Genomic DNA, 14,630 nt, shown 5'->3' with positions numbered 1-14,630 from the left:
TGACGAGAGTAACTACCGCCTGAAATCGAGCCGCCCGTTCGGGAAGCATCCGTCGATGCGCGTGGCGTCGATCACGCGCCCGATCCACGGCCGCATGATCGCGGGGTTGGTCAGGTTGATGTACTTCCCGATCAGGCCATTGCCGCTCTCGCGCACAGCGTCGATCAGCCCGTGGCGTCGGCCGTTGTCCCAATCAAACCGCAGATAAATCCGCTCGCCGATGACACGGACCTCTGCGCGGCCCTGTTTCCATGTCTCGGGTGTATCCCCGGCAATGGTCGGATCGGCGCCGCCGTTCCAGCGGCTCGCCCAGACGCCGTCGAGCGGATCGGAGATGACAGGGATGGACGCCCAATGCGCCGCATTGCCGTCGGCGGCATCGCCGGCAAGCGAAGCCGATATGGCATAGTGCATGACTTCGGCATCGCCGGGCGCCGGAACGTCCATGGTGCCGAACGGGTTGCGGATGACGATGTTCGTGTTGACCTGCTGCATGACGCTCTCCCGGCGTGACCTGGCTTGATCAGCCAGCTCTATCGCCGCGCGCCACGATGCAGCCACCCGATTCCTGCTCTCCTCTTTCGTCATTCCGGGTTCGCGCTACGCGCGCCCCGGAATGACGGTGCGGGCTATTTCAAATGCTTCGCAAAGAATTCCATGCTGCGCGGCCAGGCGACGTCGGAGCTGGCCTTGTCGTAGCTCGGCCGCTCGTCGCAATGGAAACCGTGCTGGGCGCCGGGATAGACGAAGACCTCGACATCGGGCCGCTTCGCCTTGACGGTCTCGACGTCGGTGAGGGGAATGCCCTGATCCTTCTCGCCGAAATGCAGCTGCGTCGGCACTTTCGGCTTCTCGTCCGCGAAGCGCACGACGGCGCCGCCGTAATAGCCGATCGCGGCCTTGAGGCCAGACAGCCGCGTTGCCGCGACGAAGGCGATGCTGCCGCCGAGGCAGAAGCCGATGATGCCGACCGGGCCGACATTCTTCACCGCATCGATCGCAGCCTGCGTGTCGCGCAGCATTGCCTCCCAATCCGGATTGGCGACGAACTTCCGCGCTTCCGCAATCTCGTCGGGCGTGTAGCCCGACTGGAAGCCCGGCGAGGTGCGGTCGAAGATCGACGGCGCGATCGCGACATAGCCTTCGCCCGCGAGGCGGTCGCAGACCGAGCGGATGTGATGATTGACGCCAAAAATCTCCTGGATCACCACCACCGCGCCCTTCGGGCTGCCCGAGGGATCAGCGCGATAGGCACCGAGCTGGAAATTGTCCGACGCCGTCAGTTTGATGTCTTGTCCCACGCGGGTTGTCCTTCTTGTTTCGTCGTTGATTGAGCTACCGCTCGTTCAGCAAACTCGTTGCGACATGGAGAGCCCTTATTCCCACATCCAGTTCTCGCCGTAATCCTCTTTCCATCCTGCCAGGCGTCCATGACGGAATTGCAGGAACAGGCGGTGGCGGTACGGCACCAGGCCACTGCCGCCGATGTCGCGAAGCGCGAGATAGATCTCGTTGCCGCGACGTCCCTTGACATATTGCAAGGGTTGTCCGAGCGCGTGCGCGGTCTGGTCCGCATCCATCCCGAACGCCAGCGGCGTGTTGTTCGACAAGGTGTCGACGAAGGGACGGCGCAGCGGCACCGTGCCGAAGGGTTCGGCCTGTGCGGACGCCGCCATCGAGAGAAGCGCTGCGCCCGCAGCCACCAGTGCCCGCTTCATGGTCATGATGATCCCTGTTTGACCGCCTATGCCGGCAAGTTCTTCAGGAAAGGCACCACGGCGTCAACAAAAGCCTTGGGCTGATCGATGTTGACGGCGTGTCCGGCCGCGGGGATCACGACCTTTTGTGCGCCGGGGATTTTTGCCGCCATGTAGTCCGACGCCGCCAGGAACGGCGTGTCGTCGGCGCCGACCACGATCAGGCTGGGCACCTTGATATCTGGCAGCAACTCCATCACCGCGGCATCGCGCTGGGTCAGCATGCCGCGCGCGGCGAGCGCGAGGCCCTTGGCGTTGCGATGGCTGGCGGTGGCGCGCTCACGGGTCGCGGCTTTCAGCACGTCGAGACCTTCGCGATCGAGCTTGTCGGCGGTGGCAAGCGCGCGCGCATTCCACGCCTCGCGCGGGTCATCCTTCTTGAAGCCCGGACCGGTGTCGATGATCAGCAGCGCGCGTGTGCGTGAGGGATGGGTGCGATAGAACGCGAGCGACATGTAGCCGCCGAGCGAGAGACCGCCGATGATGGCGCTGGTGGCGCCGACGGCATCGAGGATCGCCGCGATGTCGCCGACCGTCAGCGCCTCGCTATAGGCTTTGGCATCGTCAGGATAATCGGACTGGCCGTGGCCGCGCATGTCCCACAGGATCAGCCGGTGGTCGCGTGCGAGCGCATCGATCTGGCCATGCCACATCGCCGAGGTCGACGAGTAGCCGTGGGTGAGCAGCAGCGGCGGCCCGTCGCCGTGAACCTCGTAGTAGATGCCGACGCCATCCCGATCGATCTTTGGCATTGCTTCCGCCCTTTCTTTTTCTCGTTTTCGTCGCACCACGATGACAGTGTACCCTCTCCCCTTGTGGGAGAGGGTGGCTTCGCGAAGCGAAGCCGGGTGAGGGGTATCTATCCTTACGACAGGTGTTGCGACTGGAGAGATACCCCTCATCCGGCGCCGTAGCCGAAGCTTTGCTTCGGCGTCCCTTTTTTAGAACGGCGACCGAAGGCCGCCTACGCCACCTTCTCCCACAAGGGGAGAAGGAAGTCCGCGCTCGCGGTTAAACCTTAGCCCTCCAAGTTACCTCGAAGAAACTGCCTCGACGCGATGACGGGCACATCCAACGTGCTGCTTGTTGCGTTCAGTCGCTAACGTCAGCGCAGTTGTCGCAATGCACAACAGGCAGATGCCGAGATAGTTTCGATCGATTCCAAATTGCATTTGCCTCCGCGCGCGAACCCGATCATTCTTCGCGCAAGGCGGCCGCCGACCCGGTGGGCGTCCGCTACACAAGTTGCCGCCGTAAGCGGCTTCATGCACCGGCAGGGGAAGACGCCTATGCCAACGCTCACGATCAACGGGCGGAGTATGTCCGTGGATGCGGCAAACGACACGCCGCTCCTTTGGGCCATCCGCGAACAATTGCAGATGACCGGTACGAAATTCGGATGCGGTGCCGGCCTGTGCGGTGCCTGCACCGTGCACGTCAACGGCGAAGCCGTGCGCTCTTGCCAGACCATGGTCGGCGACGTCGCCGGCAAGAAGATCACCACCATCGAAGGCCTATCCGCGAAGGGTGATCATCCCTTGCAGAAGGCATGGATTGCCGAGCAGGTGCCGCAATGCGGTTACTGCCAGTCCGGGCAGATCATGCAGGCGGCTTCGCTGCTGGCGAAGAATTCCAACCCGACCAAGGAAGAGGTCGTGGCGCACATGGACGGCAATCTCTGCCGTTGCATGACCTATTCGCGGATCCAGAAGGCAATCATGCGTGCGGCTACCGAGATGCGCACCGCATCCGCCGCCGGCAACGACCGGAGGCCCACATGAACAAGCACGTGAAGAACGTCACACCCGAGACGACGGATCTCAGCCGCCGCTCCTTCCTGGTCGGCACGGCAGCCACCGGCCTCGTGCTCGGCTATGCCGGCGTGCCCGGCATCGGTGAAGCGCTCGCCGCAGCGCCGGCCAATTTCGAGCCGAGCGTCTGGTACGCGATCTCGCCGGACGGCCTGGTCACCGTCACGTGCGGCAAGGCCGACATGGGCCAGCACATCGCCTCCACCATGGCGCAGATCGTCTGCGAGGAGCTGGGCGCGAAGTGGAGCGACATGCGGGTCAACCTCGCCTCCAACGATCCGAAGTTCAACGACCCGGTCCTCGGTGCGCAGATCACCGGCGGCAGCTGGTCGACCATGATGAACTTCGACGCAATGAGCCGGGCCGGCGCGGCCGGACGCATGGCATTGACGGAAGGCGCGGCCGCATCCATGGGCGTGCCGGCAAGCGAGCTCGTGGTGCGCGATTCCGTGATCTCGCACGCGAAGTCGAAGAAACACATGTCGTTCGCCGACGTCGTCAAGGGCGGCAAGGCGACGAAAACCTTCACGCCCGACGAGTTGAAGGCGATCAAGCTGAAGACGCCGGATCAGTACACCATGATCGGGGTGTCTGTGCCGCAGGTCGACATCCCCTCCAAGACCAACGGCACGGCCAAGTACGGCATGGACGTGATGATTCCCGGCATGGCCTATGGTGCGGTGGTGACACCGCCGGTGCGCTACGGCGCCACCGTGAAATCGGTCGACGACAGCGACGCGAAGAAGGTGCCGGGCTTCATCAAGGCCGTCACCCTCGACGACAAGACCCAGACGACGACGGGATGGGTGGTTGCTGTCGCCAACACCTACGCCAACGCCAAGAAGGCGGCGGCGGCGCTGAAGGTCAGCTATGACGGCGGCCCGAACGCAAAGCTGTCCAGCCAGTCGCTGCTCGATGAAGCCAAGCGGCTTCAGAAGCTCGACGATTCCGGCCAGTTCTTCGTCAAGGACGGCGATGTCGGAGCAGCCCTCGGCTCAGCGGCGAAGGTGCTGGAGGCGGAATACACCACCAGCATCAACATCCACGCGCCGATGGAGCCGATGAACGCCACTGCTGAGTTCAAGGGCGACATCCTGCACATCTATTCCGGCAACCAGTTCGCGACGCGCTCCGGCGCAATTGCGGCCGGTGCCGCCGGGATCGATCCGAAGTTCGTGGTGATGCACCAGATGTGGCTCGGCGGCGGCTTCGGCCGCAGGCTCGACGCTGACATGATGGTGCCGGCGGTGCAGGCGGCCAAGGCCGTCGGCAAGCCGGTGAAGGTGATCTATACGCGCGAGAACGACATGACGATGGATTTCTCGCGTCCGCTCACCTACCAGAAAGTGAAAGCCGGCATGGACGGCGACGGCAAGCTCGTGGCACTCAGCCACGACGTCGTCTCGGCCTGGCCGACCCAGCGCTGGGGCATCCCCGACTTCCTGTCGCCTTCGGTCGACAAGAAGGGCCCGCTCGATGCGTTCACGGTGAATGGTTCGGACTTCTTCTACACCGTGCCGAACCACAATGTGCGCGCGATCAAGAACGAGATGGCGCACAACGCCACCCCGTCGGGTCAGCTCCGCTCGGTGGCTCCGGGTTGGACCTTCTGGGCGGTCGAAAGCATGATCGACGAGATCGCTGCTGCAGCCGGCAAGGATCCGGCGCAGTACCGCATCTCGCTGCTCGACGGTGCCGGCAAGAACGACGGCGGCGCGCAGCGGCTGCGCAATACGTTGCTCGCCGCGATGGGCCTCGCCGGCTACGGCACCAAGAAGCTGCCGAAGGGCGAAGGCATGGGCGTGGCCTGCGTGTCGTCGCAGGAACGTGCGACCGCAAGCTGGACCGCTTGCGTCGCGCATGTGGCCGTCGCGCCCTCGGGCGAGGTGACCGTGAAGAAGCTCACGGTCGCAACCGATGTCGGCACGCAGGTGCATCCCGACAACATCCGTGCCCAGGTCGAGGGTGCGGCACTGTGGGGCCTGTCGCTGGCCTTGTACGAGAAGGCGACGCTGAAGGACGGTGGCATCGAGCAGACCAACTTCGATAGCTACACGCCCTTGCGGATGAGCCAGATGCCGGAGGTCGCGGTCGCCGTGATCGCCAATGGCGAGAAGGCCACCGGCGTCGGCGAGCCGGCGGTGACGGTCGTCGCTCCCGCCATCGGCAACGCCATCTTCAACGCCTCCGGCGCCCGCGTCCGGGCGCTGCCGATCACGGCGGAAGCCGTGAAGGGGGCGATGAAGGCCTAAGTTGCGGCTTGAAGTTGTGAGCTGAGAAGTCCGCCGGCGGGGCACCTCCGGCGGACTTTTTGTTGGCAAAAAAGTCAGTGTTATCAATGGTAGGTCTACTGCGCATGGGGTTGTTTTCGTCGTTTGGGGCAACCCGACCCGTAAAATTGCGTGCAATTCCGACAGGTTCCGTTGAGCACGCCTCTTAAGGGCCGGAGAACCTGATCCGGCTTAGGCTGAGCGAAGACACTCCCGTGCTTTTGGGGAAGCCATGAACGCGCCAGTCAAATCCGCCGCCAAACGCCGGCTTCTGCTCGCCTCCGACCGGAGCGATGCGAGCACCGAGCTCGCCAGCATCCTGAAGGCCGTCGGCGATGTCTCGACGGTGACGACACAGGACATCCCCGAGCAGCCGTCGCGCGATCTCTCCGGCCTCGTGGTCGATATCAACCTGCGCTCGCCCGAAAGCGTGCAGCGGGTGCGCAACAAGCTGCGCGGCGAAGGCTATCGTTCGATGCCGCGGCTGTTCGTGCTCGCCGATGCGCTGCATCACGGCACCATGCAGGCCTGGGCGCTTGGCGCCACCGACACGATCTCGCGACCGTTGCAGCCCGAGGCTATCCTCCAGCGCATCCGCGCCGCGTTCCCCGACACCGCGACCTATGACGCGACCGATCGCGGCAAGACGCTCAACCGCGGCGTCGAGGCGGCCCATGCGGTGCTGGCAAAGATGTTCGAGAAGCTGCCGCTCGGCGTGGCCCTGACCTTCGACGACGTCATCGCCGCCGAGAACAAGATCTTGAAGGCGATCAAGCACTCCTCGCTGCGCGAATGGCTCACAACGGTCGGCTGTCATCATGTCGGCAGCTATCGGCACTGCCTGTTCGTCACCGGCTTCGCCGTCGCCTTCGCGCAGCATCTCGGCATGCGCGAGGACGACCAGCGCCGTCTGACGCGTGCGGCGCTGCTGCACGATGTCGGCAAGGCCTTCGTTCCGTCCAATCTGCTCGACAAGCCCGGCAAGCTCTCCGACGAGGAGATGGCCGAAGTCCGCCAGCATCCGCGCCGCGGCTATGACGCGCTCGCAGAGCAGGGCGGTTTCCCGCCGGAGATGCTCGACGTGGTCCTGCATCACCACGAATTCCTCGACGGCAGCGGCTATCCCAACGGCCTGTCGTCGAACCAGATCAGCGACATCGTGCGCCTGACGACGATCGTCGACATCTACGCGGCCCTGGTCGAGAAGCGCGCCTACCGCATGCCCTTCACGCACGAGCGTGCCTTCACGATGATGGAAGGCATGGGCGGCAAGCTGGACCAGCAGTTGCTGCAGGCGTTCCGCCCGGTGGCGCTGGGGTCGTTCTGAGACCAGGTTCTCCGTTACCCACGGCAGCTGCCGTGTGGCACCGATCTCGGCGCTAATCTTCGTACGAGGAAATTTCGATCAGGCTGCCATCCGGATCCCGGCAATAGACCGAGCGCAACGTGCCGCGGGCACCTTGCTTCGCAGCCGGGCCCTCCTCGATCGCGACGCCATGTGCCTTCAGATGCGCCACCACCTCGTCGGGTGTTGACGCCGTGAGAAAGCACAGATCCTCGCTGCCGGCGGTCTGGTGGTCGGCGGTGAACCACTCCACCTTGTCGGCGTCGCGCGGCCGGACATTGATCTTCTGTTGACCGAATTGAAGCGAGGTCCGCGGCGCTTTGCCGCCGCCGGGGTCGAACACCTTGACTTCCATGCCAAGGATTTTGCGGTACCACTCGGTGGTGACAGCGACGTCGGCGACGTTGATCACGAGGTGATCGAGGGCGTGAACCCTAACCGGCATGCCTTATCCTTTCGTCGTCACGAAACCTGCGCACTTTCCGCAGCGGGCAGGCTTTGTTACAACGCCGCTGACGCCACGATCAAGACAACTGCCTTTCAAGAACAACACGCTTTGAAGAACAACACCTGGGAGAACCCTTGAGATGATCACCCGCCGTTCCGCGCTCGGCCTGCTCGCCGCCACCCCGCTTGCAGCCGGTCCGCTGTCGAAGGCCTTTGCAGCGGATTATCCGTCCCGGCCGGTGAAGTTCGTGGTCGGTTATCCACCGGGCGGCGCCACCGACATTCTCGCCCGCCTGATTGGCCAGCGGCTGTCGGAACGGCTCGGCCAGCAATTCGTGATCGAGAACAAGCCGGGCGCCGGCAACAACATCGCCACCGAATCCGTCGTCAACGCCGAGCCGGACGGCTACACCGTGCTGCTGGTCAATCCGGCCAACTACATCAACTCCACGCTCTACGCGAACCTCAAGTTCAACTTTGTCCGCGACATCGCGCCGATCGCCGGCTTCCAGCGCGTGCCCAACGTGATGACCGTCAACAAGGACGTCCCGGCCAAGACCGTCGCCGAGTTCATCGACTACGTGAAGGCCAATCCGGGCAAGGTGAACATGGCCTCTTCCGGCAACGGCACCTCGGTGCATCTGTCCGGCGAGATGTTCATGGCGATGACCGGCTGCAAGATGCAGCACGTGCCCTATCGTGGTGCCGCGCCCGCGATCACCGACATGCTCGGCGGCCAGGTGCAGGTGATCTTCGACAACATGCCCTCGATCATCCAGCACATCCGCTCCGGCTCGCTTCGCGCGCTCGGCGTCACCACGGCCGAGCGTTCACCGCAGCTGCCCGACGTGCCCGCAATCGGCGAAACCGTGAAGGGCTATGAGGCGAGCGCCCTGTTCGGCATGGGCGCGCCGAAGAACATGCCCAAGGACATGATCGCCAAGCTCAACAACGAGATCAACACGCTCTTGAAGGAGCCCGACATGACCAAGCGTCTGGTCGAGCTGGGCGGCGATCCGCTGGTCGAGACGCCTGAAGCGTTCGGCAAGGAGGTCGAGGCCGAGACTGCGAAGTGGAAGAAGGTCGTCGAGTTCGCCGGTCTCAAGGTCGAGTAGCGATATCGAAAAATGAACGCGAATGAAGCCCCGCCGAAAGGCGGGGTTTTTCTTGCGTGGGTTCCCGCTTGACGGGGTGGCGTTTGCGCCTATATTAAACCTTATGGTTAAGTATCAGGGTGAGGCGCTCGACCGCACCTTTGCGGCGCTGTCCGATCCGACGCGGCGCGCGCTGCTCGCGCGTCTCGGCGAGCAGGACAGCCTGTCGGTGAGCGAGCTGGCTGCGCCGTTCTCGATCTCGCTGCCGGCGATCATGAAGCATCTCGACGTGCTCACGGATGCGGGCCTGATCGTGCGGGAGAAGACCGGGCGCACGGTCTCTTGCCGGCTCACCGCGCAGCCGATGGAGCAGGCGATGAACTGGCTCAATCGCTACGCCCAATTCTGGTCCGAGAGTTTCGACCGCCTTGCCGCCTTTGTGGAGGACAAACCATGGTCAACGCAGCCGCCGGTGCCGCCGAGCGCGCAAACGAAGGTCCAAGCCTCACGCTCACGCGTAGGCTCCGCGCGCGGCCGGAAAAAGTCTTCGCCGCCTGGACGCAAGCCGCGCAGCTAGTGCAATGGTTCGGGCCGCCGAACATGAAGCCGGCGACGCTCAGCGCTGAGCTCGATGTTCGGAGCGGCGGCCGTTACCGCATCTCGTTCACCCGCGATGACGGCGAATATTTCGAAGCGGGCGGCCTCTATCGCGAGGTCGTTCCGAACGAGCGGCTGGTCTTCACCTGGGCCTGGCATTCAACGCCGGAGCGGGAGTCGCTGGTGACGATCACGCTGAAGCCCGACAGCGCCGGTACGCTGATGATCTTCCATCACGCCCAGTTCTTCGACGAGACCGCACGCGACAACCACCAGCGTGGCTGGACCTCGTTCTTCGACAAGCTCGACACCTTTGTCGCCTGACAGCAAGGAGAACGTCATGCAGCAACATCAGATCGTCTCGCGCGAGCAATGGGTCGCCGCGCGCAAAGCACATCTCGCGCATGAGAAGGAACTGAGCCAGGCGCGCGAGCGCCTGGCCGAGGAGCGTCGCGCCTTGCCCTGGTTGAAGGTCGACAAGAGCTACGTCTTCGAAGGCCCGACCGGCAAGGTGACGCTCGGCGATCTCTTCAAGGGCCGACCGCAGCTCGTGGTCCAGCACGTGATGTTTGCGCCGGATTGGGAGGCGGCCTGCAAGAGCTGCTCATTCTGGGTCGACGGTTTCGAGCGCATGGTGCCGCATCTGGCGGCACGCGACACCACCATGGCGGCCATCTCGCTGGCGCCTGTCGCAAAGCTCGAGGCCTTCAAGAGGCGCATGGGCTGGAGCTTCGATTGGGTGTCTTCAGGCGGCAACAACTTCAACTACGATTACGAAGTCTCGTTCACGCGCGAGCAGATCGAGCAGGGCGTGCCAAAGTACAATTTCGGTACCACGCCGTTCTACGGTCCGGAGCTACCCGGCATCAGCGTGTTCTTTCGCAACGAAGCCGGCGAGATCTTTCACACCTATTCCTGTTTCGCCCGCGGCCTCGACATGATGAACGCAGCCTATCAATATCTCGATCTCACCCCGCTCGGCCGTCACGAGGAAGGCCTGCCCTATCCGATGGACTGGGTCCGCCTGCGCGACCAATACGAGCCGCAAGCAAAGGGCGCGTGCTGTCACGGGTGAGGGGGGACGCGCCACCGCGAGTGAGGCGCACGCCTGGCCTACGTCAAAAGGTGTCATCGCCCGGCTCGACCGGGCGATCCAGTACTCCGAGGGAGGTGTGATTGAATCGACTGGCCTCGGCGTACTGGATTCCCCGCCTTGGCGGGGAATGACAGCGGAGGTTGGCGCGGCGGCCTTTCTTCCGTCCAGGCTCTACTTTTTCGCGTCCGCCTGGTCCGTGCCTTTGCACGAGATCAGCATCGTATAGGCACGCGCATTGCCGGCGATCTCGGGGGTCTTGAGCTCGCCCTTCGGCTCGGCTGTCTGGTACGGCACCACCGAATTGTCGAGGAAGTCGCGCAGCGCGCCGGTCTTGATGGCGAAGTTGATGTTTTCAGGAATGTCTCCGGTTATTGCGGCGATGCGCAGTCCGGGGATCTTTCCGGTGACCACGCCGACGATCTGACCGCTGGTGTCGAACAGCGGGCCGCCGCTATTGCCGGGCTGCACCGGTGCGCTGATTTGCAGGAAGCGCGTGTCGTTGCGCATGCCGCTCAGGGAGCTGACGATGCCCGTGGTCACGGTGAAGTCCGACGTGAGCAAGCCGTGATAGGGAAAGCCGATCGCAACGACGGAATCGCCGGAGTGGAACGAGCGATCGCGGATCCGGGCAAAGTCCTTGAATGTCGCCGTCGTTGACGGCTGCAACAAAGCCAGATCGTTATTCGCGTCGCTCGACACGACGCGCAACACCATCGCGGCTTCGCCGGTGAGATTGCCCTTGAGCTCGCTGCAACCGTCGATCACATGGTAGTTGGTGACGATGTGCCCGCTGGCGCTGACCACGAAGCCGGTGCCAAAGCCGGAGCTATCCTTGGCCCCTCTGCCCGGCTTGCTGGCCGGCGGCGAGCCTTGCTTGTCTGCGGTGGCTGCCGGCTTCGCCGCGCCCCTGGTGAAATCGCCGGCCTTGCTCAGCCCGTCGGCCTTCACGCGAGTGACGCAATTGGCCAGGGCCGCGATCACCGGTCCGGTCGAGGTCAGGTCAAAATTCAGGACAGCGCGGCCGGCCGTTGCGACCATCAGGCTCGCCTTCTGAAATTTGCGCACGACGTTGACTGGCATGACGGCCGTAAGCATGTTGGTCTGGTAGGCCGTGGCGTACAGCCTGGCTTGCTCCTGCCCGTCAAAGGTCACGTCGATCGCAGCATTCTCGCCCTTGTTGAAGTGGTAGCTGGGACTTGCGAAGGCCAGCGACCAAATGCCGGTGGCATTCTGGCTAACGACGAGGTTGACGCCGTTTGCATACGGCGTCGTTGCCGCGCAATGGGAGAAGGCGCCGGTCTGATCGTTGCTGAAGGCCCCGCCGACCCAGTTGCCGACATTGACGGAGCCGAATGGTCCGGCCGCATGCGCTAGCCCGACAAAACCCAGCTGCAACAGAGCCGCAGCGGCAAGCAACCTCAACCACATGACTTCCCCCCAAAAGCTTTGGCCGCATCCTAGCTGCGTGAGCGGGTTTCGTGCAACCGGAAGTTGTTTGCGCAGGTCTCGTCCCGGCCGAGCGACTTTCAGGCTTGTCTTTGCTTTGTGACGCGGTATACTTTGCAGTACAAAGTGACTGGCCAAGCCAGTCCGTGAACCGGGCGGAGTGGAGTTTTGGCGTTGCCGATGCGCGATCTCGACAAGGCGCTGGCCGACATCGTGGCGATCCGCAGCCAGATTGCGGCCGGTACGGCATTCCGCGGTTACGGTCCGGCGACGATGGCCGCGACTGGTGCGGTCGCGCTTCTCACCGCGATCCTGCAATTCTGGTTGCTCGGCGATGCGACCGGCGAGCCGCTCGGTTTCTTTTTCGGCTGGTTCATTGCAGCCGCGCTGTCCGGGGCGATGATCTGGATCGAGATGCGCGCGCGTTCGCGTCGCCATCATTCCGGTCTTGCCGACGCCATGATCCACCAGGCGGTCGAGCAGTTCCTGCCTGCGGGCGTTGCCGGTGTCCTGCTTGCGGTGGTGATGTGGAAGTTCGCTTCTGAGACGCTGTGGCTGCTGCCGGGGCTGTGGCAGATCCTGGTGTCGCTCGGCATTTTCGCATCGGTCCGTTCGCTGCCACGCAGCGTGGCGTTCGCCGGGGCCTGGTACTTCGTCTCAGGCTTTGCGGTGGTGGTGCTGGCGAGCCAGACCCACATGCTGTCGCCATGGACCATGGGATTGCCTTTCGTGATCGGCCAGTCGGTGATGGCGGCCATTCTGTATTTCGCGTCTGGAGACAATGATGTCGAAGACTGACAGCGCGCCTTTCTCCTATGAAGGGCTCGATCGTGTGATTCATGAGAAGGCGAGGCTCGGGCTTCTGACCTCGCTGATGGCGCATCCGAAGGGTCTTGCGTTCGCCGATCTGAAGCAGCTCTGTGGCCTCACCGACGGCAATCTCAGCCGGCACCTCGCGGTGCTCCAGGAGGCAGGGCTCGTCGAGGTGACCAAGGGCTATGAGGGCAATCGCCCGCACACCACCTGCCGCCTGACCAAGGCCGGCCGCCGCCGCTTCCTCGACTATCTTGCCGTGCTCGAGCGGCTGGTGCGCGACGCCGCCAAGGCCGCCGGCCGCGAGGCGTCGCCGCTCGGCCGTCTCGGCTTTCTTCCGACCTGATCGTCCCCCTTTTTGACCGGAGACTTTGCGATGCAAAGTGACGTCACGTCCCACAACGACAAGCTTCACGTCGGCATCATCATGGACGGCAACGGACGATGGGCGACGCGGCGCGGCCTGTCGCGCGTGCGCGGCCACGAGGCCGGCGTCGAGACCATCCGGCGCATCGTCGAGGCCGCGCCCCGGCAGGGCATCGGCACGCTGACGCTCTATGCGTTCTCGACGGACAATTGGCGCCGGCCCAAGACCGAGGTCGCCGCGCTGATGACGCTGCTGCGCTTCTACCTCGCCAATGAAGTGCAGAGCCTGGTGAAGAACGGCGTACGGCTCAACGTGATCGGCCGCCGCGATCGCCTGCCGGAGGGCATCGCCAACGCCATCGCGCGCGCGGAGGACGCTACAGCGCGCGGCACCACGCTGCATCTGCGCATCGCCGTCGACTATTCCGCGCGCGACGCCATCCTGAATGCCGCGGCGAAGGCCGCCGCGCTGACCAGCCTGACCCGCGAAGCGTTCTCGCAACTCGTCACCGGCGAGGCCGGTTTGCGCGACGTCGATCTCATCATCCGGACCTCCGGCGAAAAGCGGCTGTCGGACTTCCTGCTCTGGGAAGGCGCCTATGCCGAGTTGCACTTCACCGAACGGATGTGGCCCGAGTTCGATGCGGGCGATCTCGCCGCGGCGCTCGCCTCCTTCCATGGCCGCGAGCGACGCTTCGGCGGCCTCCAGGCCATCATGCCGGAGGAGGTGCCGTCGCTCTCGCGGGCGTGACACGCCCCATGCAGGAGCGCGGGGTTCGCTTTCAGCCGCGTGACGAGTGCATGCCGTCGCGGGGCTGGACCGGATCACTGAATTCTGATGTCGTGCAGTACCCTTGAACGCGGGTGATCGTATGACGTCCTTCAAGACCATTCGTGCCCGCGCCGAGAAGCGCAAGGGCGGCCCCAAGGCGCTCGACAGTCTGATGCCCGACAAGCCCGACCTGAAACGCCTGGCCAGGCTCGGCGACGATCGCATCCTTGCCGAGATGACGAAGCGGGTGTTTTGCGCGGGCTTTGCCTGGAGCGTGATCGACGCGAAGTGGGGCGGTTTCGAAGACGCCTTCCATCTCTTCCAGCCGGCCAAGCTCTCCTTCCAGCCCGAAGACTATTGGGAAGGCCTGCTGCGCGATGCGCGGATCGTGCGCAACGGCGCCAAGATCATGTCGGTGCGCGAGAATGCCGCCTTCGTGCAGGAGGTCGCGAAGGAGCACGGCAGCTTCGGCAAGTTTCTGGCGAAATGGCCGCCGTCCAACGAGATAGGTCTGCTCGATCTCCTGACCAAGCGCGGTAGCAGGCTCGGCGGCAATACAGGCCAGATGCTGCTGCGCTTCGTCGGCTGGGATGGCTTTGTCACCTCGAAGGACGTCGTTGCCTGCCTGCGCGAGACCGGCCTCGACATTGCCGAAGAGGTCAAGTCGAAGGGCGATCTCGCCAAGGTGCAGGCGCAATTCAATGCCTGGGCCGAGGAGACCGGTCTGCCCTACACCTATCTGTCGCGCATCTGTGCGCTCTCGGTCGGCGAGAACCGAAGCGAGCATTAGCTCTCAAACAAGCGAGGAGAACAACA

The 14,630-nt window shown here is 64.0% G+C and carries 17 protein-coding genes; 11 read left to right on the top strand and 6 right to left on the bottom strand.

Going from position 1 to position 14,630, the window contains the following annotated elements:
- Positions 1–12: 12 nt before the first annotated feature.
- The 4 genes from JQ631_RS18125 to JQ631_RS18110 form a co-directional block, all read right to left on the bottom strand.
- On the bottom strand, positions 13–495 hold the full coding sequence (locus JQ631_RS18125) for a hypothetical protein (RefSeq protein WP_212328037.1): 483 nt from the start codon (positions 493–495) through the stop codon (positions 13–15).
- 134 nt (positions 496–629) lie between these two features.
- Positions 630–1,301 (bottom strand): dienelactone hydrolase family protein, encoded by a 672-nt coding sequence (locus tag JQ631_RS18120; protein ID WP_212328036.1) that lies wholly within the window; start codon positions 1,299–1,301, stop codon positions 630–632.
- Positions 1,302–1,376: 75 nt separating this feature from the next.
- Positions 1,377–1,718, bottom strand: a complete 342-nt coding sequence (locus tag JQ631_RS18115) for a hypothetical protein (RefSeq protein ID WP_212328644.1) — start codon at positions 1,716–1,718, stop codon at positions 1,377–1,379.
- Positions 1,719–1,744: 26 nt separating this feature from the next.
- Positions 1,745–2,509 carry an alpha/beta fold hydrolase gene (locus tag JQ631_RS18110; RefSeq protein ID WP_212328035.1) on the bottom strand — a complete coding sequence of 255 codons (765 nt, stop codon included), beginning with the start codon at positions 2,507–2,509 and terminating at the stop codon, positions 1,745–1,747.
- Between the two features lie 537 nt (positions 2,510–3,046).
- Between JQ631_RS18110 and JQ631_RS18105 the strand changes: the two genes are divergently transcribed.
- The 3 genes from JQ631_RS18105 (at position 3,047) to JQ631_RS18095 (ending at position 7,165) form a co-directional block, all read left to right on the top strand.
- Entirely contained in the window at positions 3,047–3,538 is a 492-nt protein-coding gene (locus tag JQ631_RS18105; protein WP_212235719.1) for a (2Fe-2S)-binding protein, read from the top strand.
- Positions 3,535–5,820 (top strand): xanthine dehydrogenase family protein molybdopterin-binding subunit, encoded by a 2,286-nt coding sequence (locus tag JQ631_RS18100; protein ID WP_212328034.1) that lies wholly within the window; start codon positions 3,535–3,537, stop codon positions 5,818–5,820. Before JQ631_RS18105 ends, JQ631_RS18100 begins: the two co-directional genes overlap by 4 nt.
- 250 nt (positions 5,821–6,070) lie before the next feature.
- Positions 6,071–7,165 carry an HD-GYP domain-containing protein gene (locus tag JQ631_RS18095; protein ID WP_212328033.1) on the top strand — a complete coding sequence of 365 codons (1,095 nt, stop codon included), beginning with the start codon at positions 6,071–6,073 and terminating at the stop codon, positions 7,163–7,165.
- 52 nt (positions 7,166–7,217) lie between these two features.
- Here JQ631_RS18095 and JQ631_RS18090 read toward each other — a convergent pair whose 3' ends face one another.
- On the bottom strand, positions 7,218–7,628 hold the full coding sequence (locus JQ631_RS18090; protein WP_212328032.1) for a VOC family protein: 411 nt from the start codon (positions 7,626–7,628) through the stop codon (positions 7,218–7,220).
- 142 nt (positions 7,629–7,770) lie between these two features.
- On the opposite strand from JQ631_RS18090, the gene JQ631_RS18085 reads away from it, so the two are divergent.
- Genes JQ631_RS18085 through JQ631_RS18070 form a run of 4 tightly spaced genes read left to right on the top strand, consistent with a single transcriptional unit; the run spans position 7,771 to position 10,396 of the window.
- Complete coding sequence (locus JQ631_RS18085) at positions 7,771–8,745, top strand: Bug family tripartite tricarboxylate transporter substrate binding protein (RefSeq protein ID WP_212328031.1); 975 nt, start codon at positions 7,771–7,773, stop codon at positions 8,743–8,745.
- Positions 8,746–8,767: 22 nt separating this feature from the next.
- Positions 8,768–9,301 (top strand): ArsR/SmtB family transcription factor, encoded by a 534-nt coding sequence (locus JQ631_RS18080; RefSeq protein WP_249160324.1) that lies wholly within the window; start codon positions 8,768–8,770, stop codon positions 9,299–9,301.
- Positions 9,301–9,645: an SRPBCC family protein gene (locus JQ631_RS18075; RefSeq protein WP_349644988.1), complete on the top strand. Its 345-nt coding sequence runs from the start codon at positions 9,301–9,303 to the stop codon at positions 9,643–9,645. The genes JQ631_RS18080 and JQ631_RS18075 overlap by 1 nt, the downstream gene beginning before the upstream one ends.
- 16 nt (positions 9,646–9,661) lie before the next feature.
- On the top strand, positions 9,662–10,396 hold the full coding sequence (locus tag JQ631_RS18070) for a DUF899 domain-containing protein (RefSeq protein ID WP_212328029.1): 735 nt from the start codon (positions 9,662–9,664) through the stop codon (positions 10,394–10,396).
- Between the two features lie 192 nt (positions 10,397–10,588).
- Here the strand turns inward: JQ631_RS18070 and JQ631_RS18065 are convergent, their stop codons facing one another.
- A complete protein-coding gene (locus JQ631_RS18065) occupies positions 10,589–11,845 on the bottom strand; it encodes a S1C family serine protease (RefSeq protein WP_212328028.1) in 1,257 nt (418 codons plus the stop codon).
- A 198-nt stretch (positions 11,846–12,043) separates the two neighbouring features.
- Between JQ631_RS18065 and JQ631_RS18060 the strand changes: the two genes are divergently transcribed.
- The 4 genes from JQ631_RS18060 to JQ631_RS18045 all read left to right on the top strand — a co-directional run bounded on the left by JQ631_RS18060 (position 12,044) and on the right by JQ631_RS18045 (position 14,604).
- Positions 12,044–12,661, top strand: coding sequence for a hypothetical protein (locus JQ631_RS18060; RefSeq protein WP_212328027.1), 618 nt, complete (start codon positions 12,044–12,046; stop codon positions 12,659–12,661).
- Complete coding sequence (locus JQ631_RS18055; protein ID WP_212328642.1) at positions 12,648–13,022, top strand: winged helix-turn-helix domain-containing protein; 375 nt, start codon at positions 12,648–12,650, stop codon at positions 13,020–13,022. The genes JQ631_RS18060 and JQ631_RS18055 overlap by 14 nt, the downstream gene beginning before the upstream one ends.
- 30 nt (positions 13,023–13,052) lie before the next feature.
- Entirely contained in the window at positions 13,053–13,793 is a 741-nt protein-coding gene (locus tag JQ631_RS18050; RefSeq protein WP_212328026.1) for a di-trans,poly-cis-decaprenylcistransferase, read from the top strand.
- Positions 13,794–13,914: 121 nt separating this feature from the next.
- Complete coding sequence (locus JQ631_RS18045; protein WP_212328025.1) at positions 13,915–14,604, top strand: DNA-3-methyladenine glycosylase I; 690 nt, start codon at positions 13,915–13,917, stop codon at positions 14,602–14,604.
- Positions 14,605–14,630 lie beyond the last annotated feature (26 nt).

The organism is Bradyrhizobium manausense (assembly GCF_018131105.1).
Lineage (GTDB): Bacteria > Pseudomonadota > Alphaproteobacteria > Rhizobiales > Xanthobacteraceae > Bradyrhizobium > Bradyrhizobium manausense_B.
The sequence above is the reverse complement of the archived record's forward strand: the minus strand, read 5'-3'. Positions and strand labels throughout refer to the sequence as shown.

Bases quoted from the DNA above. Each gene is read 5' to 3' on its own strand.
- JQ631_RS18110 (WP_212328035.1), bottom strand. From the start codon at position 2,509: ATGCCAAAGATCGATCGGGATGGCGTCGGCATCTACTACGAGGTTCAC.
- JQ631_RS18060 (WP_212328027.1), top strand. From the start codon at position 12,044: ATGCGCGATCTCGACAAGGCGCTGGCCGACATCGTGGCGATCCGCAGC.
- JQ631_RS18095 (WP_212328033.1), top strand. From the start codon at position 6,071: ATGAACGCGCCAGTCAAATCCGCCGCCAAACGCCGGCTTCTGCTCGCC.
- JQ631_RS18070 (WP_212328029.1), top strand. From the start codon at position 9,662: ATGCAGCAACATCAGATCGTCTCGCGCGAGCAATGGGTCGCCGCGCGC.
- JQ631_RS18090 (WP_212328032.1), bottom strand. From the start codon at position 7,628: ATGCCGGTTAGGGTTCACGCCCTCGATCACCTCGTGATCAACGTCGCC.
- JQ631_RS18125 (WP_212328037.1), bottom strand. From the start codon at position 495: ATGCAGCAGGTCAACACGAACATCGTCATCCGCAACCCGTTCGGCACC.
- JQ631_RS18080 (WP_249160324.1), top strand. From the start codon at position 8,768: ATGAAGCCCCGCCGAAAGGCGGGGTTTTTCTTGCGTGGGTTCCCGCTT.
- JQ631_RS18105 (WP_212235719.1), top strand. From the start codon at position 3,047: ATGCCAACGCTCACGATCAACGGGCGGAGTATGTCCGTGGATGCGGCA.
- JQ631_RS18055 (WP_212328642.1), top strand. From the start codon at position 12,648: ATGTCGAAGACTGACAGCGCGCCTTTCTCCTATGAAGGGCTCGATCGT.
- JQ631_RS18115 (WP_212328644.1), bottom strand. From the start codon at position 1,718: ATGAAGCGGGCACTGGTGGCTGCGGGCGCAGCGCTTCTCTCGATGGCG.
- JQ631_RS18050 (WP_212328026.1), top strand. From the start codon at position 13,053: ATGCAAAGTGACGTCACGTCCCACAACGACAAGCTTCACGTCGGCATC.
- JQ631_RS18045 (WP_212328025.1), top strand. From the start codon at position 13,915: ATGACGTCCTTCAAGACCATTCGTGCCCGCGCCGAGAAGCGCAAGGGC.
- JQ631_RS18085 (WP_212328031.1), top strand. From the start codon at position 7,771: ATGATCACCCGCCGTTCCGCGCTCGGCCTGCTCGCCGCCACCCCGCTT.
- JQ631_RS18100 (WP_212328034.1), top strand. From the start codon at position 3,535: ATGAACAAGCACGTGAAGAACGTCACACCCGAGACGACGGATCTCAGC.
- JQ631_RS18065 (WP_212328028.1), bottom strand. From the start codon at position 11,845: ATGTGGTTGAGGTTGCTTGCCGCTGCGGCTCTGTTGCAGCTGGGTTTT.